Annotated in this window: 23 protein-coding genes and 1 pseudogene; 14 read left to right on the top strand and 10 right to left on the bottom strand. The window is 69.8% G+C overall.

What is annotated here, in order from left to right; all coding sequences use genetic code 11:
* Positions 1 to 267 precede the first annotated feature (267 nt).
* A pseudogene (locus ACWDX9_RS23895) lies at positions 268 to 405 on the top strand (two-component sensor histidine kinase); the annotation flags it as partial.
* Between the two features lie 110 nt (positions 406 to 515).
* Positions 516 to 710, top strand: a complete 195-nt coding sequence (locus ACWDX9_RS23890) for an ATP-binding protein (RefSeq protein ID WP_449957439.1) — start codon at positions 516 to 518, stop codon at positions 708 to 710.
* 88 nt (positions 711 to 798) lie between these two features.
* Here the strand turns inward: ACWDX9_RS23890 and ACWDX9_RS23885 are convergent, their stop codons facing one another.
* On the bottom strand, positions 799 to 2,826 hold the full coding sequence (locus ACWDX9_RS23885; protein WP_449957437.1) for a heavy metal translocating P-type ATPase: 2,028 nt from the start codon (positions 2,824 to 2,826) through the stop codon (positions 799 to 801).
* Positions 2,827 to 2,891: 65 nt separating this feature from the next.
* Between ACWDX9_RS23885 and ACWDX9_RS23880 the strand changes: the two genes are divergently transcribed.
* Positions 2,892 to 3,293 carry an ArsR/SmtB family transcription factor gene (locus tag ACWDX9_RS23880; RefSeq protein ID WP_449957435.1) on the top strand — a complete coding sequence of 134 codons (402 nt, stop codon included), beginning with the start codon at positions 2,892 to 2,894 and terminating at the stop codon, positions 3,291 to 3,293.
* A 152-nt stretch (positions 3,294 to 3,445) separates the two neighbouring features.
* On the top strand, positions 3,446 to 4,168 hold the full coding sequence (locus ACWDX9_RS23875; RefSeq protein ID WP_449957434.1) for a hypothetical protein: 723 nt from the start codon (positions 3,446 to 3,448) through the stop codon (positions 4,166 to 4,168).
* Here the strand turns inward: ACWDX9_RS23875 and ACWDX9_RS23870 are convergent.
* The gene (locus tag ACWDX9_RS23870; RefSeq protein ID WP_449957432.1) at positions 4,084 to 4,614 is read right to left on the bottom strand and encodes a hypothetical protein; all 531 of its coding nucleotides are present in this window, start codon (positions 4,612 to 4,614) and stop codon (positions 4,084 to 4,086) included. The two genes, ACWDX9_RS23875 and ACWDX9_RS23870, sit on opposite strands and share 85 nt — an antisense overlap.
* A 253-nt stretch (positions 4,615 to 4,867) precedes the next feature.
* Here ACWDX9_RS23870 and ACWDX9_RS23865 point away from each other — a divergent pair, with 253 nt between their 5' ends.
* Entirely contained in the window at positions 4,868 to 5,776 is a 909-nt protein-coding gene (locus ACWDX9_RS23865) for a phage baseplate protein (protein ID WP_449957430.1), read from the top strand.
* On the opposite strand, the gene ACWDX9_RS23860 is transcribed toward ACWDX9_RS23865, so the two are convergent.
* The 4 genes from ACWDX9_RS23860 to ACWDX9_RS23845 are packed head-to-tail and all read right to left on the bottom strand — an operon-like array spanning position 5,766 to position 9,525.
* Positions 5,766 to 6,890, bottom strand: coding sequence for an LLM class flavin-dependent oxidoreductase (locus tag ACWDX9_RS23860; RefSeq protein ID WP_449957428.1), 1,125 nt, complete (start codon positions 6,888 to 6,890; stop codon positions 5,766 to 5,768). The genes ACWDX9_RS23865 and ACWDX9_RS23860 overlap by 11 nt on opposite strands.
* On the bottom strand, positions 6,890 to 7,717 hold the full coding sequence (locus ACWDX9_RS23855; RefSeq protein ID WP_449957427.1) for an ABC transporter ATP-binding protein: 828 nt from the start codon (positions 7,715 to 7,717) through the stop codon (positions 6,890 to 6,892). Before ACWDX9_RS23855 ends, ACWDX9_RS23860 begins: the two co-directional genes overlap by 1 nt.
* On the bottom strand, positions 7,701 to 8,729 hold the full coding sequence (locus tag ACWDX9_RS23850; protein ID WP_449957425.1) for a taurine ABC transporter substrate-binding protein: 1,029 nt from the start codon (positions 8,727 to 8,729) through the stop codon (positions 7,701 to 7,703). The genes ACWDX9_RS23855 and ACWDX9_RS23850 overlap by 17 nt, the downstream gene beginning before the upstream one ends.
* A gap of 16 nt (positions 8,730 to 8,745) precedes the next feature.
* The gene (locus tag ACWDX9_RS23845; RefSeq protein ID WP_449957423.1) at positions 8,746 to 9,525 is read right to left on the bottom strand and encodes an ABC transporter permease; all 780 of its coding nucleotides are present in this window, start codon (positions 9,523 to 9,525) and stop codon (positions 8,746 to 8,748) included.
* 341 nt (positions 9,526 to 9,866) lie between these two features.
* Between ACWDX9_RS23845 and ACWDX9_RS23840 the strand changes: the two genes are divergently transcribed.
* The 8 genes from ACWDX9_RS23840 to ACWDX9_RS23805 all read left to right on the top strand — a co-directional run bounded on the left by ACWDX9_RS23840 (position 9,867) and on the right by ACWDX9_RS23805 (position 15,706).
* Positions 9,867 to 11,156: a dicarboxylate/amino acid:cation symporter gene (locus ACWDX9_RS23840; RefSeq protein ID WP_449957421.1), complete on the top strand. Its 1,290-nt coding sequence runs from the start codon at positions 9,867 to 9,869 to the stop codon at positions 11,154 to 11,156.
* Positions 11,157 to 11,521: 365 nt separating this feature from the next.
* On the top strand, positions 11,522 to 12,070 hold the full coding sequence (locus ACWDX9_RS23835) for a hypothetical protein (protein WP_449957420.1): 549 nt from the start codon (positions 11,522 to 11,524) through the stop codon (positions 12,068 to 12,070).
* Between the two features lie 68 nt (positions 12,071 to 12,138).
* Positions 12,139 to 12,612, top strand: a complete 474-nt coding sequence (locus ACWDX9_RS23830) for a Chromate resistance protein ChrB (protein ID WP_449957418.1) — start codon at positions 12,139 to 12,141, stop codon at positions 12,610 to 12,612.
* A gap of 23 nt (positions 12,613 to 12,635) precedes the next feature.
* Positions 12,636 to 12,938: a chromate resistance protein ChrB domain-containing protein gene (locus tag ACWDX9_RS23825; RefSeq protein WP_449957416.1), complete on the top strand. Its 303-nt coding sequence runs from the start codon at positions 12,636 to 12,638 to the stop codon at positions 12,936 to 12,938.
* A complete protein-coding gene (locus tag ACWDX9_RS23820) occupies positions 12,935 to 14,116 on the top strand; it encodes an MFS transporter (RefSeq protein WP_449957414.1) in 1,182 nt (393 codons plus the stop codon). Before ACWDX9_RS23825 ends, ACWDX9_RS23820 begins: the two co-directional genes overlap by 4 nt.
* A 54-nt stretch (positions 14,117 to 14,170) precedes the next feature.
* Positions 14,171 to 14,290, top strand: a complete 120-nt coding sequence (locus ACWDX9_RS23815) for a hypothetical protein (RefSeq protein ID WP_449957443.1) — start codon at positions 14,171 to 14,173, stop codon at positions 14,288 to 14,290.
* Positions 14,291 to 14,302: 12 nt separating this feature from the next.
* Entirely contained in the window at positions 14,303 to 14,446 is a 144-nt protein-coding gene (locus ACWDX9_RS23810) for a hypothetical protein (protein WP_449957412.1), read from the top strand.
* A 216-nt stretch (positions 14,447 to 14,662) separates the two neighbouring features.
* A complete protein-coding gene (locus tag ACWDX9_RS23805) occupies positions 14,663 to 15,706 on the top strand; it encodes a cupin domain-containing protein (RefSeq protein ID WP_363983744.1) in 1,044 nt (347 codons plus the stop codon).
* A gap of 13 nt (positions 15,707 to 15,719) precedes the next feature.
* Here the strand turns inward: ACWDX9_RS23805 and ACWDX9_RS23800 are convergent, their stop codons facing one another.
* The 3 genes from ACWDX9_RS23800 to ACWDX9_RS23790 all read right to left on the bottom strand — a co-directional run bounded on the left by ACWDX9_RS23800 (position 15,720) and on the right by ACWDX9_RS23790 (position 18,118).
* Positions 15,720 to 15,977, bottom strand: coding sequence for a hypothetical protein (locus ACWDX9_RS23800; RefSeq protein WP_449957410.1), 258 nt, complete (start codon positions 15,975 to 15,977; stop codon positions 15,720 to 15,722).
* Positions 15,978 to 15,997: 20 nt separating this feature from the next.
* Positions 15,998 to 17,191 (bottom strand): Nramp family divalent metal transporter, encoded by a 1,194-nt coding sequence (locus ACWDX9_RS23795; protein ID WP_449957408.1) that lies wholly within the window; start codon positions 17,189 to 17,191, stop codon positions 15,998 to 16,000.
* Positions 17,192 to 17,545: 354 nt separating this feature from the next.
* A complete protein-coding gene (locus ACWDX9_RS23790) occupies positions 17,546 to 18,118 on the bottom strand; it encodes a DUF6506 family protein (RefSeq protein ID WP_449957406.1) in 573 nt (190 codons plus the stop codon).
* Between the two features lie 124 nt (positions 18,119 to 18,242).
* Here ACWDX9_RS23790 and ACWDX9_RS23785 point away from each other — a divergent pair, with 124 nt between their 5' ends.
* On the top strand, positions 18,243 to 18,494 hold the full coding sequence (locus ACWDX9_RS23785) for a hypothetical protein (RefSeq protein ID WP_449957404.1): 252 nt from the start codon (positions 18,243 to 18,245) through the stop codon (positions 18,492 to 18,494).
* Positions 18,495 to 18,537: 43 nt separating this feature from the next.
* Here the strand turns inward: ACWDX9_RS23785 and ACWDX9_RS23780 are convergent, their stop codons facing one another.
* Positions 18,538 to 19,626 carry a mandelate racemase/muconate lactonizing enzyme family protein gene (locus ACWDX9_RS23780; RefSeq protein WP_364265785.1) on the bottom strand — a complete coding sequence of 363 codons (1,089 nt, stop codon included), beginning with the start codon at positions 19,624 to 19,626 and terminating at the stop codon, positions 18,538 to 18,540.
* Positions 19,627 to 19,628: the final 2 nt, after the last annotated feature.

Raw genomic sequence — 19,628 nt, 5'->3', positions numbered from 1 at the left:
GGCGCCGGGGCCGACGGCGTCGAGCTGCTTGAGAACGTGGTGTCGCCGCGTTGTTGTGGCCCGCGGCCATCACCACGATCGGCCATCGGATCGTCACCGAATCGCTCAGACCGGTGAACGCCATCCGGATGGAGCTCGACAAGATCACGGAGACCCGTCCCGACCGGCGGGTGCCTCTTCCGGGAAGCCAGGACGAGATCCACGAGCCGGCCGACAGCGTCAACCGGACTCTGGCGCGGCTGGAGGCCGCGATGAAACTGCAGCGGCATTTCACCTCGGATCACCTCGGACGCCTCCCACGAGCTGCGTACCCCCATCGCCGCGATACGGGCCGAGGTCGAGGACGCCCTGCACGCGCCCGAGGAGACCAGCGTGCCGACGCTGGGCAACACCGTTCTGAGGAGCGTGGACCGGCTCGAGGCGATCGTGGGCGACCTGCTGACCATCGCGCGGCTGGAGGCGGGCAAGGAGGTGGAACGCGAGCCGATCGACCTGGCCGAATTCGTGACCTCGGAGTGCGAGAGGCGCCCGAAGCAGGACAAGCGGTTCGAGTTCTCGCTCGAGCGCGGTGTGGTGGTGACAGGTACGCCGGCGGCACCGGACTGGGCCTGCCGATCGCCCGGCAGATCGCCGAGGCGCACGCCGGCACCCTCCGGATCGAGGACAGCCCCCACGGCACCCGGTTCATCCTCCGCCTGCCGCTCAGCTAGGCGTGGCCTGGTGGAGGGTGGTCCAGAAGTCGTGGATGGCCGGGCGGAATCCGGGGTGGACCTGCACACCGCCGGCCTGGCACGTGACTCAATGTTCGAGCGGCACACGCCTCCACGCCGCATCGCGCAGCAGGCGCAGCCCGTTGAGGCCGACGATGACGGTGGAGCCCTCGTGCCCGGCCACCCCCAGCGGCAGCGGCAGCTCACCGAACAGATCCCAGACCACCAGCACGGCGATGAACGTGCCGGCGATGACAAGGTTGGCGACCACCAGGCGGCGGGCCCGGCGGGCCAGCGCGAGGACCGCCGGGACGGTGGACAGGTCGTCGCGGGTGATGACGGCGTCGGCGGCTTGCAGGGTGAGGGCGGCCCCGGAGCCGCCCATCGCGATGCCGGCGTGCGCGCCGGCCAGAGCGGGGGCGTCGTTGACGCCGTCGCCGACCAAGGCCGGCCGGGCGCCTTGCCGCCGCAGCTCGTGAACGGCCTCGACCTTGTCCTGCGGCAGCAGCCCGGCCCGTACGTCGGTGATGCCGGCCTGTTCGGCCACGCGGGCCGCAGCGCGGGGGTTGTCGCCGGTCAGCAGGACGGGGGCCGTCCCGGTCAGGCCGGTCAGCTGCGCCACCGCCTGTGCCGCGCCGGCACGCATGCGGTCGGCAAGACCGAGCACCGCGACGGGACGACCGTCCAGGAGCAGCAGCACGGCGCTGTGCCCGTCCTCCTCGACCTCGGCCACGACCTGGCGGGCCTGCTCGGCATCGCCGGACATGGCGCCGCCCGCGGTCTGGTCCAGCAGGTGAGCGGGGCTGCCGATCTCGACCAGGCGTCCATCGACCCGGGCGCGGACGCCGCGCCCGGGCAGGGCGGAGAAGTCGGCCGCCGCGGGCAGCGGCAGGCGCTGGTGGTGGGCGGCGGAGACGATGGCGCGGCCGAGCGGATGTTCCGAGCCCTGCTCGGCCGCGGCCGCCAGCGCGAGCAGCCGATCGGCCCGCACCCCGCCCTCCGATCCACTTCTCGCGGTGGCCGCCGTGCCGGGCAGGACACGCAGGCAGGTCAGGTACGGCCGGCCCTCGGTCAGGGTTCCGGTCTTGTCGAAGGCGACCAGATCGACGTCGGCCAGGTGTTCCATCACCACCGCGGACTTGACCAGCACGCCGTTGCGGCCGGCGGTGGCGATCGCGGCCAGCAGCGGCGGCATGGTGGCCAGCACCACCGCGCACGGCGAGGCCACGATCATGAACGTCATCGCCCGCAGCAGACTGTCCTGCACCGAGGCGCCCCACAGCAGGGGCAGCGTGAACAGAGCGAGCGTGGCGGCGACCATGACGATCGAGTAGCGCTGCTCGACCTTCTCGATGAACAGCTGGGTGCGGGCCTTCGTGGCGCCGGCCTGCTCGACCATGGCCACGATCCGGGCGATCACCGTCTCGCCGGCGGGCCGGGTGACCTGGACGCGCAGCGCGCCGGTGCCGTTCATCGTCCCGGCGAACACCTCATCGCCGCTCTGCTTGTCGGCCGGGAGGCTCTCGCCGGTGATGGAGGCCTGATCGACGTCGCTGACCCCGGCCACCACGCGCCCGTCGGCGCCGATGCGCTCGCCCGGCCGTACCACGATGACGTCGTCCACCCGCAGGTCGGCGGCCGCCACGACCTCCTCGTCACCGTCGGCGTCGACGCGGGTGGCCTGATCGGGGGCCAGGTCCAGCAGGCCGCGCACCGAGTCCTCGGTGCGTTTGGTGGCCACCGCCTCCAGCGCGCCGGAGGTGGCGAAGATGACGATCAGCAGCGCGCCGTCGAAGACCTGACCGATCGCCGCGGCGCCGATCGCGGCGACGACCATGAGCAGATCGACGTCCAGGGTCTTCTCGCGCAAGGCTTTCAGCCCGGCCAGGCCCGGCTCCCAGCCCCCGGCGGCGTAGCAGGCCAGATACAGCGCCCACCACAGCCAGGCGGGCGCGCCGGCGAGCTGGGCCAGGCCGCCCGCGGCGAACAGCGCGGTGGCCGCCAGGGCCCAGCGCACCTCCGGCAGCGAACCCGCCCCCGAGTGCCACCAGCGCAGCGGTCTGGATGCGGGCGCCGGGCGTGCGGGGGCGTCGAACGTGGTCAGATCAGTGGTCACCGAAGCATCATATATGCGCATTTACGCAGATACGCATGCAGTGAGGTTCGGGGTAGGCTTGCCGTATGCACACCTCGCTGCCCGACTTCGACATGCCGAACGAGGAACAGGTGCATCTGGCCGCCGAGTCATTCCGCCTGTTGTCCGATCCCACCCGCATCAAGATCCTTTGGGCGCTGCTGCAGGGTGAGTCCAACGTCGCCTGCCTGGCCGAGCTCGCCGACGCCGCCCCCACCGCGGTCAGCCAGCACCTGGCCAAACTCCGGCTGGCCGGGCTCGTCAAGGGCCGCCGCGAGGGCACGTTCGTGTACTACAGCGCCGCCGACGAGCACGTCCGGCGCCTGCTGGCCGAAGGACTGTTCCACGCGGACCACCTCGACCGAGCCGGCCACGCCGAAGGGACCGGCCAGGCCGAGGCTCGGCTGGACGCGCCGCCGGGCGAACGAGCGGCCGCGCACGCACGCTGACCCGCCCAGAGGAACACCTGGACCCCCCGTCCCCGGCGAAGGAGCCTCGGCAGGTTGGCGGAAGTGACCGATGCCGCGGTGTGGAGAAGTCGGCCATCAGGGACTGTTTCTCCTGTTCACGCCGGGGGTCTTTCATGAGCAGGAGGTCGGACGTGAATTCGATGGGCTCCTCGGCCCCCGGATCGAAGGGCCCTTCACGACCGGCCCAGAACGCCCGGAAGTCCTGGCGCGACCACATCCACTGGGAGATGGTGGGCGCCCTGGCGGGCATCGGCGGGTTGATCGTCGCTCTTGCCGCGCTTCGGACGGGTGGAGAACCTGGAGCAGGGATCACGTCGGCGTCACCGACGCCGACGGTGACCGTGACCGAATCGGCGGCCCCGTCTTCCCGCTCTCGTTCCAGGACACCGAAGCCGACGGCCGAAGAGGACCCGTCGACCGAGCCGACCGGGTCGGCGTGCGTCATGACGCCGGGCGAGTGCCGGCTGGAGAAGATGCTCGGCTCGGCGGACTTGAGGAACTGCCGGCCTGCCGCTCGTCCTCCGGCCGGTGCGGTGGCCGCTCTCGACTGCACGGCCGTCCGGTCGGGTCCGGTTCACGATCCGATGATCGTGCTGTTCCGCAGCGACACCGACGCCGAGACGTGGGTCGAGTCGTATTGGTGGGCCCTGCACGACGGCCGGGGAGGCAACTGCGCCACCGGGGCCGAGTACAAAGGCACCTGGGTCAGGGGCAAGCTGCTCTGCACCCTCAACGGGCCGTACTACGCCATGTCCTGGACGTACAAAGGTCAGTCCGTGGCCATGACCGCCGAGGCTTGGACCCCACAGCCGCTGTACGCCTGGTGGCAGGGCCTTTCACCGCTGAGCGACTGAGCTTGGCCGGGCCGTGTAGGACGACGACTCGTTTGTGGTGAGCAGGAGTCGCTGTCGCAGTTCACCGAGTCGGGATCGTGCCTCGCCTGGGTGCGCGAGTTCGGGACGACGCACCTGAAGCCGCCCTGGTACGCCTCCCGCCAGATGGAGCCCTCGGTGCACGCGTGACGATCGGAGGCGCACCGCACCCACGCCACCTCAGCCGAGTTGTCCGGGTCGGCGGTGCTCGCCAGAGCGTTGACCACCGCTCCGGTGTGGGCGATCCGCAGGAAGGAGGACTTGCAGCCGAGGGAGATCGGCACCCGCTCGCCCAAGGCCTTCTCCTGCGCCCGCCGCGGGCGCTCGGCTTCCTTGTTGGCAAGGTGGCGCTGCCACACCGCGGCCGCCTCGACCGGCAGCGGCATCCCGGCCGGTACGGACCTGCTGCTGGCGCGTGAAGTGCCCATATTTCGGGCGCAGTTCGTGTTATCGACACCCATCGGTCCGATTGCTAGGTTCGTCGTGATCAACCAAATCAGCCGAACGACCGGCAGGGTGATGCACTTGCGCGAAAATTCCCACATCAGCGGAGCATCCGCCGTAAGTCGTCGCACGCTCCTTCGAACCGGTACAGGGATAGCAGCGGCCGCCGCCACCGGCGGCCTTTCCTTGTTCGCGGCTGAAGCGGCGTCCGCGACCGTCCCGACATCGCAGCGTTTCGTGTTCGAGGGGGCCGGCGGCGATCCCGTTGTGCGGGCCACGCTTCACCAGCCTTACTGGGCGATGCAGTCCTTCGCCTTCGACCACGTCCACGGGCACATCTACTTCGCGCAGAGCAAGGTCGGGAGCACGAACGGCGACCTCTGGATGACCAGGACCGACCTGAGCGGCAAGGTGCTGGGCGCCATGGCGCTGCACGGGTTCGACCACGGTTCGTCGATGGCGATCCAGCCGGACACGTCCGGATCTCCGTACGTGTGGCTCGCGGGCGACTGGAGGAGTTTGTCCCCCGGTACCGGCCCGAACAGCCACACGATCTGCCGCGTCAAGTACAGCGACGGGGGCGTGCTCGACTACGCCGACGGCGCGGGGGTCCGGAACTTCCCGGTCCGCCTCTCCGATTTCCTGGACTGTCCGCGACCGTCGATCGATCCCTACACCAACCGGCTGCTCGTCCGGTACATGGGGACGACGAGCCCGTGGCGCCTCGCGCTGTTCGACCTCCCCGCCGTCCTCGACAAGGGCATCAGCGACACCACTCCCGTCCTTGCCATGCGCGCTCTCCCGACCAACGCCCAACTCGGTCTCTCCGACTCCGACCTCTTCCAGGGCGTGACCTCGTACGGTCAGTACGCGTACCTCTCCTACGGCGGTCCGCCCGCGCAGCCCTCGGACCCGGCCAAGCCGTCCTACCTGGTCCGTCTCGACATGAACAAGACCGGGGGTTCGGTCGAGGAGGTGTACCGGACGAGAGCGGGCGAGTCGCTGCCCGGTCGCGAACCTCAGGGAATGGCGATCTGGCGCTCGTCGGACGGCCCGCGCCTCGCGTTCGGCTTCTCCAGCAAGATCAGTGGCAGTCCTGACCAGTTCCAGGCGACCGTCTTCTACAAGAGCCAGCTCACCGGGTAAGGCGTCCAGGGAGCCGGCGCATGTCCGTGGAGAAGCCAAGCGTCGCTACGCGCGCCAGACGGGGGAGTACGTGCTCGCCGACCCGGTACGCCTCCTCCAGGTGCGGCCACCCCGACAGGACGAACTCGTCCACGCCGGCGGCGGCATATTCCCGGAGCAGGGCAGCGACCTCGTCGTACGAGCCGACCAGCGCGGTGCCCGCCCCTTCGCGCACCAGTCCGATCCCGGCCCACAACCCCGGGTGGATCTCCAGGTCGCGGGTGTCGCCGGTGTGCAGATCCACCATGCGGCGCTGGCCGACGGAGTCGTAGCGGGCGAAGCGGTGCTGGGCGGCGGCGATGCGGGCCGGATCCATGCCCGTCAGCAGCCGGTCGGCCTCGGCCCAGGCGGCGCCGCCGGTGTCGCGGGCGATGACGTGCACGCGGAGGCCGTACCGGAGCTCGCGGCAGAGCGGCGTGGCCAGCGCGCGCAGGCGGGCGATGCGCTCGGCGATCGCGTGTGGCGGCTCGCCCCACATCAGCACCACGTCGGCATGCCGGGCGGCGACCTGCTCAGCCGCCGGGGACGCGCCGCCGAAGTACAGCTCGGGCGCCGGGTCGAGGGGCTCGGCCAGCCCACCGCCCTCGACGCGGTAGTGCTCGCCGTGGTGGTCGAAGGGCACGCCCTCCCAGGAACGGCGCAGCACCTTCAGGAACTCGGCGGTCCTGGCGTAGCGGGCGTCGTGGTCGAGGAAGTCCCCGTACGCGCGCTGCTCCACCGGGTCGCCGCCGGTCACGACGTTGAGCAGCAACCGCCCGCCGGAGATCTCCTGGAAGGCCTGGGCCTGCTGGGCGAGCAGGGTGGGCAGCGCGTAGCCGGTGCGGAAGGCGACCAGCATCCTCAGCCGCTCGGTGTGCTGGGCCAGCGCCGCGCACACGATCCACGGGTCGGGGCAGCCCGCGCCGACCGGGGTGAGCGCGGCCTCGAACCCGGCCTGCTCGGCGGCCCTGGCGACCTGGGTCAGGTAGGCGACGGTGGCCGGGCGGGCCGCGGGACGGAACGCGTCGGTCGTGGTGATGGCCGAGCGGACGTCGTGGCCGTCGCCGGTCGTCGGCAGGAACCAGTGGAAGCGCATCAGGTCACCTCGGGATCGGTGGAGGCGGCCCGCCGTACGGCTGCCGCCACGGTCTCGCGTACGGCGGGGAACTCCGGGTGGGTGTGCGGGTCGAGCGCGTACGGGAGGCCGGAGGGCTGATCGAGCACGATGCGGCCGGGCCGGCGGCTCATCACCAGCTGGCGGGTGCCGAGGTAGACGGCCTCGTCGACGCTGTGCGTGACGAACAGCACGGTCTTGCCCGTGGCCTGCCAGATGCGCCGGATCTCCTCCTGCAGGCGCTCCCGGGTGAGCGCGTCCAGCGCGGCGAACGGCTCGTCCATGAGCAGGATCGCGGGGTCGGGGGCGAGCGCGCGGGCGATGGCGGCGCGCTGCTGCATGCCACCCGACAGCTCGTACGGCCGCCGTCCGGCCACGTCGCCCAGCCCCACGAGGTCGAGCAGTTCGGCGGCCCGGGACCGCCTGACCGGCGCGGAGACCCCGGCCATCCGCAGCCCGAACTCCACGTTGCGGCGCACGTTCAGCCACGGGAACAGGCGCGGCTGCTGGAACACCACGCCCCGGTCCGGCCCCGGTGCCGTCACGGTTTCGCCTGCCACGGCGATCTGCCCGCCGGTCGGGAACGCGAACCCGGCGACCAGCCGCAGCAGCGTGCTCTTGCCGCAGCCCGACGGCCCGACGATGGTCACGAACTCGCCCGCGCCGATGTCGGCGCCGATGCCGCGCAGCGCCTCGACAGGCTCGGCCCTGGACCAGCGGGAGCGTGGGCCGTATGTCAGCGAGACCTCGCTCAGCCGCACCGCGGCCGCGGTGCGCGCCGCGGTGAGCGTCTCATCCGGCGAACGCATCGCGGAGCTCCTCGGTGGCCAGCCCCTTCTGGAAAACGGCCGGTTCGGGCACGGCGGGGAGCTTGTTCTGCGACTTGAGGAACTCGGCGGCGCTGCGCAGGTTCTCGGCGAGTGCGCCGGGCTTCTCGGGCGTGCCCAGGTAGTCGGGGCCGGCCTGCTCCTTGCCGTCGAGCAGGATGAGTTCGTCGATCTGTCCGGCGGCCGCGGCCGGGTCGAGGTTGAGCTGGCGGCCGACGGCCGCGGCGGCTGACGCCTTGTCCGCGCGTACCAGCTTGACCGCCCGGTCCTGCTGCCGCAGCCAGGTCCGCAGGGCCGCCGGGTACGTCGTGGCGAACTGGGTGCGGACCACGGCCAGGTCGGCGGTGAGCTTGCCCTTGGCGGCCAGCTCCTTGCTGGTGACCAGCACCTTGCCGGACTTGCGCAGCTCGCCGAGCACCGGCGTCCAGACGTAGGCGGCGTCGATGTCGCCGCGCGTCCAGGCGGCCTGGATGTCCGGCGGCTCCAGGTCGACGACGGTGACGTCGGACTCGGCAAGCCCGGCCTCCTGAAGGGCGGCCAGCAGGCTGTAGTGGGAGGTCGAGGAGAACGGAGTGGCGATCTTCTTGCCCTTGAGCTCGGCGACCGAGGCGGCCTGGCGGGCCACGAGCGCCTCGTTCTCGCCGATGACGTCGAAGATCCACGGCACCTGGTACGGGATGTTCAGCGGCGCGGACAGGCCGCGGGTGACCGGGCTGCTGCCGGCCAGGCCGATGTCGATGCTGCCGGCGACCATCGCGGTGTTCACGTCGCCGCCGGAGTCGAACTTGATCCAGCTGATCTTCGTGTTCGGCAGCGAGGTCTCCAGCCAGCGCCGGTCCTTGACGATCAGGTCGCCGTTCGGAATGAGCTGGTAGCCGATGCGCAGTTCCCTGGGGCTGCCGTCGGGCGCGGCGCCCGTCGTGGCGCCGGTGCCGCTGGAGCACGCGGCCAGGCACAGGGCGAGCGCGAGCGCGGGAACGAGGCGGTGTTTCATGGCTGATGCCTTCTTGTCATGCCTTGCCGCGCCAGGGCACGAGCAGGCGCTCGGTGAGTTGCAGGAGGGCGTCGATGAGCAGGCCGGAGGCGCCGATGACGAGCAGCCCGAGCACGACGACGTCGGTCTGGTTGTAGCGCTGCGCGTCGCGGATCATCCCGCCGATGCCCGGCACCCCGTTGACCGTCTCGGCGGCCACGACCGTGGTGTAGGCCACCCCGACGGCCACCCGGATGCCGGTGATCACTTCGGGCAGGGCCGAGGGGAGCACGATCCGGTACGGGAGCTGCCAGCGCCTCGCCCCCAGCGACCGGGCCGCGTGCAGATAGTCCTCGTGCACGCCGCGTACCGCGTCCGCGGTGGCCACCGCCACGGGTGGCAGCGCGGCCACGAACAGCAGCGAGACCTTGGGCGGCTCGTCGATGCCCAGCCAGATGATCAGGAGGCTGAAATAGGCCAGCGGCGGCAGCGTCCGCACGAACGTGATCAGAGGGTTCAACAGGGCCCGCACGGTCGGCACGAGCCCGACGACCAGGCCGAGCGCGATCCCGCCGGCGATGCCGTACAGGCTGCCCAGGGCGATGCGGCGCAGGCTGGCCAGCAGGTGCTCCGAGAGCAGGTAGCCGCTGTAGCCGCGCTGCCCGTCGTGCACGGAGGAGGTCAGGAGCAGCTGCTGCCACACGGAACCGGGGGAGGGGACGAACACCTCGGGCCACAGGTGGGCGGCTGAGACCGCCCACCAGATCGCGGCCAGCAGGACCACCCCCGCCACCCGGAGCCCGACACCACGGATCACCGGCTCTTCCCCTACTACCAAAAAGCGACTGGTTTAGTGGGAATTACGGTAGATGATTCCACCTGGGCCGCGCAACCTGCTGTCGGCGGGTGCGCGGCGAGCTCACCACCGCTCACCCGACGTCCGTCTCTTAACTCCCTACCGGGAAAGTCTTGATTTGCGAAGTAGATCACTCTTACAGTCGAAATGCCGACCCATTCGTACGACTTACTCGCCTTGTGAGGTCTAACGTCCTGTCTGCGTGGCTTGTCTGACCGGCTCCCTCCGTCACTGATCGCGCTCTGACGTGGCGCTCGATTCCACCCCCTTCTCGCATGCCTTCTTTCGGAGCCTTCCTCATCGTGAAGAGATTCTCTTTCTCCCTGCAGTTGCTGCTGGGCCTGGTCCTGGGAGTCGCTCTCGGCTTCGCCGCCCGCATCTGGGACCTTGCCTGGCTGGCCACGACCCTCACCGAAGTCGGAGCGATCTTCGTCCAGCTGCTCAAACTGGCAGTGCCGCCGCTGGTGTTCACCGCCGTTGTGGTCAGCGTCGCCAACCTCCGCAACGTCAACGGCGCGGCCAGGCTGGCGGGCAAGACGCTGTTCTGGTTCCTGGCCACCGCCCTGATCGCCGTCATCGTCGGCATCGGCCTCGGCCTGATCATCAATCCCGGCCGGGGCGTCACCCTGAGCACGGCGGGCGCCAAGGCGCCCGAGCACGTCGGATCCTGGGTCGACTTCCTCACCGGCATCATCCCGACGAACATCGTCACGGCGTTCACCGAGCTCAACGTCCTCCAGATCGTCTTCCTGGGGATCGTCCTCGGCGCGGCGGCCATCGCGATCGGCGAGAAGGCCGAGCCGTTCCTCAACTTCAGCCGCTCGATCCTCGAACTGGTCCAGAAGGCGCTGTGGTGGGTCATCCGCCTGGCCCCCATCGGGACCGCCGGCCTGATCGGCAAGTCGGTCGCCACGTACGGGTGGGATCTGCTCGCGCCGCTGGCCAAGTTCAGCCTCGGCGTCTACGTCGGCTGCTTCATCGTCCTGCTGGCCGTCTACCCGGCGCTGCTCTCGCTGGTCGGCAAGGTCAACCCGATCACGTTCTTCCGCAACGCGTGGCCCGCGATCGAGCTGGCCTTCGTCTCCCGCTCCTCGGTCGGCACGCTGCCGCTGACGCAGAAGGTCACGATCGAGCGTCTGGGGGTCGACCGCGACTACGCTTCCTTCGCCGTGCCGTTCGGTGCGACCACCAAGATGGACGGCTGCGCCTCGATCTACCCGGCGCTGGCGGCGATCTTCGTGGCGCAGGTGTTCGACGTCCCGCTGGGGGTCGGCGAGTACCTGCTCATCGCGTTCGTCTCCGTGGTCGGCTCGGCCGCGACGGCCGGTCTGACCGGCGCGATCGTCATGCTCACGCTGACTCTGAGCACGCTGGGCCTGCCGCTCGAGGGTGTCGGCCTGCTGCTCGCCATCGACCCGATCCTGGACATGATCCGCACCGCGACCAACGTCGCGGGACAGATCGTGGTGCCGGTCCTCGTCGCCCGCGGCGAGGGCCGGATCGACGAGGCGGTGCTCAACGCTCCGCCGCAGCCGCTCGACGAGACTCCGGTGAGCACGCCGCGCCCCTCCGGCGAACCGGCGATCGCATGACCCCATCGCTCGGATGACCGGACGGGGCGGCCCGCGCAAGGGCCGCCCCGTCCGCTTCGGCGACCCGCTCGCCACGGTCATGCTCGACGGCCTCCGGGCCTGAGAGCGGCCGCAGAGAACCCGAGGTGGGATCACCGGTTATGGGATCCGAGCGCGGCGTGGCGTCATGGACCGGCTCGCGACGGCTGTAAGCATCGTACGAGTCTCCTCGGTTCGCTCAGCGAGCTAGGAGCGCTGCTTTCGCTGCCGGACAGTAGCGGTCAGGGTTCGTATTCCGGAAGGAACGGTACATGTTCACGCCAATTCCCCGAACAGCAGCCGCTCTCGCCAGGCCAGGGGTACGTCACGCGACCCAGAGAACGACCATGTCAACCATGAGCGGCTGCCTTTCGATGGTCATGGTCGCCACCTTGCCCCTCTCCGCGCGCGCGGACAGCGCCGGCCACAGCCGGTGCTCTCCGCGCACCATCTTCAAGGCCGATTGGCTTTCGCCGAGGAACTTCACCGTTCCCCGCACCCGCTACATCGATGGCCCCGGCGGCAAGATGAGGGTGTCGGTCACGAGGGAGCACCAAGTGCGCGCGTCCATTGAGACCTTCGACATCAGGCCCGCCGCGATCAGCATTGGCGACCTGGTCCGCGGATTGCAGCGGGTGGGGCTTCCCCATCTCCGGGAGGAGTACAAGGTCTTCACCGGACACGAATACAAACGGGACGTCAGCAAGGGCATGTACGGCAACATGTGGTACCGCGTCGCCGGTTACCGCATCGGATGGTCGGCCTGGTCCGTCCTCGGCACGTGCCGCCCCGTCCAGATCAATTCCGGAATCGCCAACGTGCCCGCCAGGGTCGAAGGCTGGCGATATCGGGAAACCAGGCACCCGCAGTTCAAGGGCCGCCGGCTCGACCTCTGACGCCTTCTGTCTGGACTCATGAGCGCAACCATGGTTACAGTAACTGTGGTTGCAGCATGGAGGGCCGGATGGCGGAGACGGTGGGGCAGTGGGTGCTGCTGGCGTACCGCATCCCGCGCCAGCCCTCGACGTTGCGGATCACGATCTGGCGCAAGCTGGACCGGCTCGGCGTGGCGCGGCTGGGTGACGGGCTGGTGGCGCTGCCCGCCGACGCCCGTACCCGCGAGCACCTGGAGTGGCTCGCCGAGGAGATCGGCGAGCTGGGCGGCAGCTCGACCATCTGGCTGGCCGCCCCGGGCAACGCGGCGCAGGAGAAGGCCATCGCCGTGGACATGCGCCGGGCGCGGGCGGCCGAATATCGCGAGGTGATCGCGCACGCCGAGGCCGCCGCTCACGCGCGGCCCGGAGAGCGCAGCCGGGCGGTCAAGCGGTTGCAGGCCGAGCTGGGCAGGATCGGCCGGCGCGACTACTTCCCGCCCGCCGAGCGCGAGACCGCGCAGCGGGCCGTGCGCGCTCTGGCCCGAGAGATGGAGAGCGCCTGATGAGGTGGGCCACGCGTGCCGGGGTGCACATCGACGCCAGCGGCGTGGAGTTGTCGCACCATGGCGGCGACTGCAGCTTCGAGACGATCCTGCGCCGGTACGACCTCGACGATCCGGTGCTGTGGAAGCTGGCCGAGATCGTGCATGAGGCCGATGTCGACGATGAGCGCCATGACGCGCCCGAGGCCGCCGGTCCGGACGCGATCCTCCGTGGGCTGTCCATGACCTGCGACGATCGGCGCGTTCTCGAGCTCACGGGCCCGCTCTTCGACGGGCTGTACGAGTTCTACCGGCGCTCGATGCTGCTGGGACGCGAGCCGGCATGATCCGGAATGTCGTCGGCATCCTGCTTGCCGCACAGGCGCTACGCGGCCTGGGGTACGGCGTCGCGGCGGTCCAGCTTGGTGTGATCCTGCGGGCCGACGGGCTGTCGCCGGCCGAGGTCGGGCTGATGCTGGCGGCGATCCTGGCCGGCACGTTCGTCTCCAGCCTCGTCCTGGCGCGCTGGGGTGATCGTGTCGGCCGCCGCCGGGCGTACGCGGCTCTGTACGGCGCGCTGGCCTGTTGCGGGATCGTCATCGCGGTCGGGGCGCCCATATGGCTGCTGGCGGTGGTGGCCATGACGGGCGCACTGTCGGTCGAGGTGATCGAGTCCGGGCCGTTCACCACGCTGGAGCAGGTCATGCTGGCCAGCACGGGGCGCCCGCAACGCGAGGTCATCCGCGGGTTCGGGCTCTACAACGCGGTCGCGGCGGTCGCCGGGACGCTGGGTGCGCTCCTCGGCGCGCTTCCGGCGGACCGGCGGCTGCTCGGCGGTGTGCTGATCATGGCAGGGGTTGCGGGCGCGATGCTGGCGGCGCGGCTGCCCGCGAGCGTCGAGGCGCCGGTGACGCTGCCCGGTCTGCCGCGTCCGCGGTTGCTCGCTCGTTCCCGTGGGCCGGTGGCCCGGCTGGCCGCGCTGTTCGCGGTGGACAGCCTGGCCGGTGGGTTCGTGGTGCAGGCGTACCTCGGGTACTGGCTCAGCGTCAGCTACGGCGCCACCACACAGACGATCGGGATCACCTTCGCCGCGCTCGGCGTGTTGCAGACAGCGTCCCTGCTGGCCGCGCCGGTGGTGGCGGGGCGCATCGGATTGCTGCGCACGATGGTCTTCACACACCTGCCGGCCAACCTGCTGCTGGCCGCGGTCCCGTTCGCGCCTGTCCTGCCTGTCGCGATCGCACTGCTGCTGGCCCGTGCCTGCCTGTCGCAGATGGACGTGCCCACCCGGCAGGCGTACGTGATGGCGCTCGTCCCGGCGGAGGAGCGGACCGCGGCGGCGGGTGTCACCAACACCGCCCGCTACCTCACCCGGCCCGTCGGCCCGGCACTTGCCGGACTGCTGTTCCCGCTCGGGTTGGCGTTGCCCTTCCTGATCGCCGGAGTCGCCAAGACCGGCTACGACCTGACCTTATGGCGGATCTTCCGATCCGTCCGTCTGCCCGCCGATCAGCCTTCTCCCTGATGAGGTCGCCATGACCACCAAAGCGACACACGATCTGTTCCCTAGGCCCAGCAGCTGGCCATTTACGTCGGCTGGCTGCTCAACGGCACCCGCGGTGGGCTGGTGGCGGGCACCCTCTTCGTGCTGCCCGGCATGCTGGCGCTGCTGGTCCTGTCGGGCGTCTACATCCTGTGACAGGACACCACGGTGGTGACCGCGCTGTTCGCCGGAATCGCCCCGGCGGGTGCTGGCCGTCGTCGCCCAGGCCGAACGTTCGCGCTCAAGTGGCCGATGCTGCGCATCCTGGGCAGCTGCGCGGTGCTGGGCCTGGGCACGGTGCTGCTGCCGTGAGTCCTTCGGCCGGTTACACAACGTGGTCGAAAGGGCGACACGCTGCACCACAATCCGCTGCAGCGGACACTTCATGCTTAACCTTGGAAAACTGGAGCGGCCGAAGGCCAACTCACAGACCACCGGCGTGGACGCGCCACGCGACCCGGGGCGACATTTTCGCGGTGGCACGCATTCGACGTTGAGCGTGCGGGTTGCGGCAATGAAGGGAAGGCCATGACGAACGCATCGCCGCACATCACCTCGTTGGCGACCGTGTCACCCGCATTCGAGAACGAGCTCGGCTCGGTCACCATGGTCGACGCCACCGTGCTGCCGATTCTCAACCGGCTCTCGCTCAAGCGCGTCGTCCTCGAACCCGGCGCGATCCGCGAGCCGCAGTGGAATGTCAATGCCAACCAGCTCGGCTACTGCCTTTCCGGCACGGTCCTGGTGTCGATCCTCGGCAACGCCGACGCCTTCTCCTCGTTCATCGTCAGCGCCGGTCAGATGTATCACGTCGAGTCCGGCGCCGTTTACCACATCGAGAACATCGGCGCCGAGCGCGCCGAGTTCCTCCTCGCCCTGCGCAACGAGCGCCCGCAGCATTTCTCGCTGCACGACAGCTTCAACGCGATGACCGATGCGGTGCTCGGCAACACCTATGACCTGCCCTCATCGGCGTTCAGCGCCTTCGAGCGGTCTCCGGCCCAGCAGATCGTCCGCCGTACCGGTGCCGCCGACGTCCCGTCCACGGCCGGGCTGCCCAATGCCCACCTGTTCGACGCCGAAGGCCAGCACGCGCCGCTGTCCTACGCCTACGGTGACGCCCGCCTGGCCCGTAAGCAGTATTGGGCCGCCCTGGAGGACATCTCCATGTACTCCCTGCGCATCAGGGAGAGCGGGATGCGCGAACCGCACTGGCATCCGGTCACCGCCGAGATGGGATACGTCGAGAAAGGTCACGCCCGCATGCGCGTCCTGGACCCCGACAACACCCTCGACGAGTATCTGCTCGGCCCCGGCGACCTGTACTTCGTGCCACGAGCCTTCCCGCACCATATCGAGGTCATCGGCGACGAGGACATCCACTTCCTCATCTTCTTCGATCAGCCCATGCCCGGCGACATCGGCTATCGGGCCACCGCGTCGGCGTTCTCCCGCGAAGTCCTCGCCGCGAGTTTCGGCATTCCCGAGCGTGAGCTTCCTCAATTCCCCTTCACGCCGATAGACCCGCTCATCGTCGCCCGGGCCAACCCCAGCGATCCTGTTCGGCAATGACGGCTCGCGGCTCTTATCGCCAGTCCCGCTTCGGCGACACGAAGAAAAGGGAACGGACCAGCTCCTTCCCTCCGATGATCGCCACGGCGAGCAGAATCGCGGCACACGTGAGCAGCAGCGTGAGGGTCAGCCATACGGTCGCACCGAAAATGGCACAGCCGACGGCCAGTCCGGCGAAGACGAAGAACTTGACCCGAATTCTGGCCAGGGAAATCGGAATCAGTGTCTCGGGCGGGGTGCGGTCCTCGTCGGGCCCGGTGTGGTCGTGCATCGAAGGACCCCGTTCGCAGGTCAGAACAGCAGGAGAACCGGCAGCGAACAGCCGAGAAGAGCGACGATCGCCGCGGCGGTGCCTGCGATCCAGGTCGTGTGCGGGGCGTTGACGAGCGGACCCATCAGCGACCGATCGCGGCAGAAACGGACGAGCAGGAACAGCACCACGGGCACGCCGAGGGAGATGACCACCTGGCTGAGAATCAGCAGGTCGGTCAGCGGCGCGCCGGAGAGCAGCGCGAGGACGGCCGGCGTCATGGTCACGATCCGGCGCACGTGCACGGGCACCCGCCGGCCCAGGAAACCCTGCATCACGATGTCGCCTGCGAGCGTTCCGATCCCGGAGGACGAGATCCCGGACGACAGGAGCGCGATGGCGAAGGCGAGGGCGGCGGCTCCGCCTATCCGGGCGCTCAGTTCCGCATGGGCGGCCGGCAGGTCGCCGGCCCACGCACCGCCGGTCTCGGCGCCGAGCCCGGCGCCGAGGGCGATCATCGACACATTGATGACCGTGGCGACGCCCAGGGCCAGTGAGCAGTCCAGGCGCAGGATCCGGCGGACGAGGTCCGGCTGCGAGCGGGCGGCAGCGGTCGTCATGCCGCGTCCCTGCACCAGTGCCGAGTGCAGGTAGACCGCGTGGGGCATGACCGTGGCGCCGACAATGCCCATGGCCAGGAGCAGCGCTCCCTCGCCTCCGAGGCTCGGGAGCAGCCCGGTGGCGAGTCCGCTCGCGGACTGGTTTCCCGTGACGATGATGTCGTAGCCGATGCCCGCGCCGACGAACAGGAGAGCCGCGGCGCTCATGAGTTCGAACGGGCGGGTCCGGCCCTTGCGACGCAGTTCGAGCAGCGCGAGCGACACCAGCGCCGTCGCCACCGCCGACACCCCCACCGGCATGCCGAACAGCAGCTGCATCCCGATCGCCGCGCCGACGAACTCCGCGAGATCGGTCGCGAGCACGACCACCTCGACCTGCAACCACAGCATGAGGCTGCCCGCCCGGGTGAACCGCTGCCGGCACAACTGCGGCAGGTTCTTCCCGGTCGCCATGCCGAGTTTCGCCGCCTGGAACTGCACGAGGATCGCGACGAGGCTGGCCGCCACGACGACCCATACCAGGGTGTAGCCCAGCGTCGCGCCCGCGGTGAGGTTGGTGGCCACATTTCCGGGGTCGACGTACGCGATCGCAGCGACGAAGGCCGGCCCCAGCATTTCCGGCCTCGTAGCGATGGTGGCGGTGCGGAGTCTGCCGGACCACCTACTCGAATTCGTCGGCTTGAGGCGCGCAATCACCGAGCTTCCCTAATGATGATGTATTCGGCATTTTTCCGTGTCGCCAGAATCGGCATGCCGAGTTAGGGATACCCGTACAAAGAGGGTCGTGAAACGCGATCATTTCACGAAAGGATCGGATCGATATCGTGGGAGTGCTAAATTGCCATCAATCCATTCGAAGGGCTCTATCTTCAGGTTTCCCTGCAAATCGAGGCGATCTGGGTGTGTGGCACGGGGGCCTCAACCGGAACACCCGCCGGCCCCGTACTAGGCGGTGCCAGGCACCCTCCTCTAACGCCGGTACGCGCTGACGCCGACGGGCACCTGGCCGTCCACGGCGCGGATGACCGGCTCGGCACCCTCGGGCCCGGAGCCGCCGTACAGCTCGATCAGCTGCAGCTCGCCGGCCATCGTCCCGGCCACCTCGCCGGCGACGGTCTCGTCGGGCACCGCCACAAAGGTCGTCCTGCCGCCGTCGGCCTTCTCGTGCACCACCACGTCGACCGCTGGATCGGCGCCTTCGTGCACGATGATGAACGCCTCGGACAGCGTCTCCCCAGTCTCGAAGCGGGTCTTGTACGAGGCCACGCCGGTCAGCGACTCGAACCCGTAGTAGATGGCCCCCACGGGGACCTTCCCAGCGGCTGCCCGGCCGGCCGCGGCGTGCCAGACCGCGCCGAACCCGCCGCAGAGCTCGACCTGGGTCGCCCCTTCGCCGACCAGCCGGGACACGAGCTCGGTCATCTGCCCCGGCTCGCCGACGGCCCGCACCCGCGTGCGCCCGCCCTCGTTCTGGATCGTCATGACGTCCGTCCACGGGTCGGCGCCGGTCTCCTCATAAATGATCACTCTGTCTTCGCTCATGTCCACGACTCTGCTACCTCAACCAAACTTGAGGTCAAGGCGGACCCGCCCCGCACCGAGCAGCCGCTGCTCCGCCAGAACCTGGCCGGTTCGCACCAGCTCGACCTCGAATTCCTCACCTCCGGTGCCGGCGTCGCTCCGTCCGCTGAACCGTTCGACGTGGAGCGACCCGGTAGGGCAGGCCCGGGCCATCAGGGCCTCGACCGCGGTGAGCGGCGCTGTCTCCGACGAGGTGGTCGGCGAGATCCTCGACACCGTCGTGATGCCGTTGCTACGGCCGGATGCCCGCGACGAACGCGAGATCGCCGAGCTGAAAGAGGCCCTCGCCGACGCCCACCTGCAGCTTCGCCGTCAGTCGTCGAACGCTCGTCCGTAGCGACGGTCCGTCGCCACCCGTGTCATCGCCCTCCTCGTCCCGCTCAGGCGACGCGGTGGTCGTCGAGGGCATCGGGATCCCAGTCGATCCCGATGCCGGGCACGTCGGGCGGTGTCACCTGGCCCTCCTCGATCACCAGGGAGCTACGGGTGATCGCCTGCAACTGCGGGATGTGCTCGACGTACATCCCGTTGGGCACGGCGGCGGCCAGGCTGACGTGCAGCTCCATGAGGAAGTGCGGGCTCACCGCGACGTTGAACGCCTCGGCGGCGTGGGCGACCTTCAGCCATGGGGTGATCCCGCCGATGCGGGCCACGTCGACCTGCACGATGCCGACCGCGCCCGCGGCCAGGTAGTCGCCGAACCGCTGGACGGAGTAGAGGGATTCGCCGACCGCCACCGGCACCGAGGTGGAGGCGGCCAGCCTTCGGTGTCCGTGCAGGTCGTCGGCCGGCAGCGGCTCCTCGAACCAGGCGATGCCGAGCGGCTCGTAGGTCCGGGCGCGTCGGATCGCCTCCGCGGAGGTGAACGCCTGATTGGCGTCGACCATGACCTCGAAGCCCGGTCCCACCGCCTCGCGGACGGCCGCGAGCCGTTCGGCGTCCTCGGCGAGCGACGGCCTGCCCACCTTGATCTTCACCCCGCACAGCCCGGCCGTGGCCGCTCGCTTCGCGCCGTCCACCAGTTCCTCGACGGGCAGGTGCAGCCAGCCGCCCTCGGTGTCGTAGACGGGCAGCCGCTCGTGCGCGCCGCCTGCCATCTGCCACAGCGACTCACCGGTACGCCGGCCGCGCAGGTCCCAGAGCGCGGTGTCGACGGCGGCGAACGCCAGTGAGGTGATGGCCCCGACGGTGGTCGCGCGGGTCTGGTCGAGCATGTGCCGCCACAGCGCCTCCACCGGCCGGGCGTCTCGGCCCAGAAGTGCCGGGACCAGGTGGTCGGTGATGAGTGACATGACGGCCCGCCCGCCGGTCCCGATCGTGTACGAGTACCCGGTACCGGACAGCCCGTCGGAGGTGTGCACGGTGACCAGCACCGTCTCCTGCTTGACGAAGGACTGCATCGCGTCGACGCGGACGGCCGCCGGTTGCAGGTCGACCAACTGGACGTCGATTCGTTCGATTCGGGTCATGT

This window comes from Nonomuraea sp. NPDC003201 (assembly GCF_053590415.1).
Note: the sequence above shows the minus strand (reverse complement) of the source record. Positions and strands in the feature narration are given on the sequence as shown.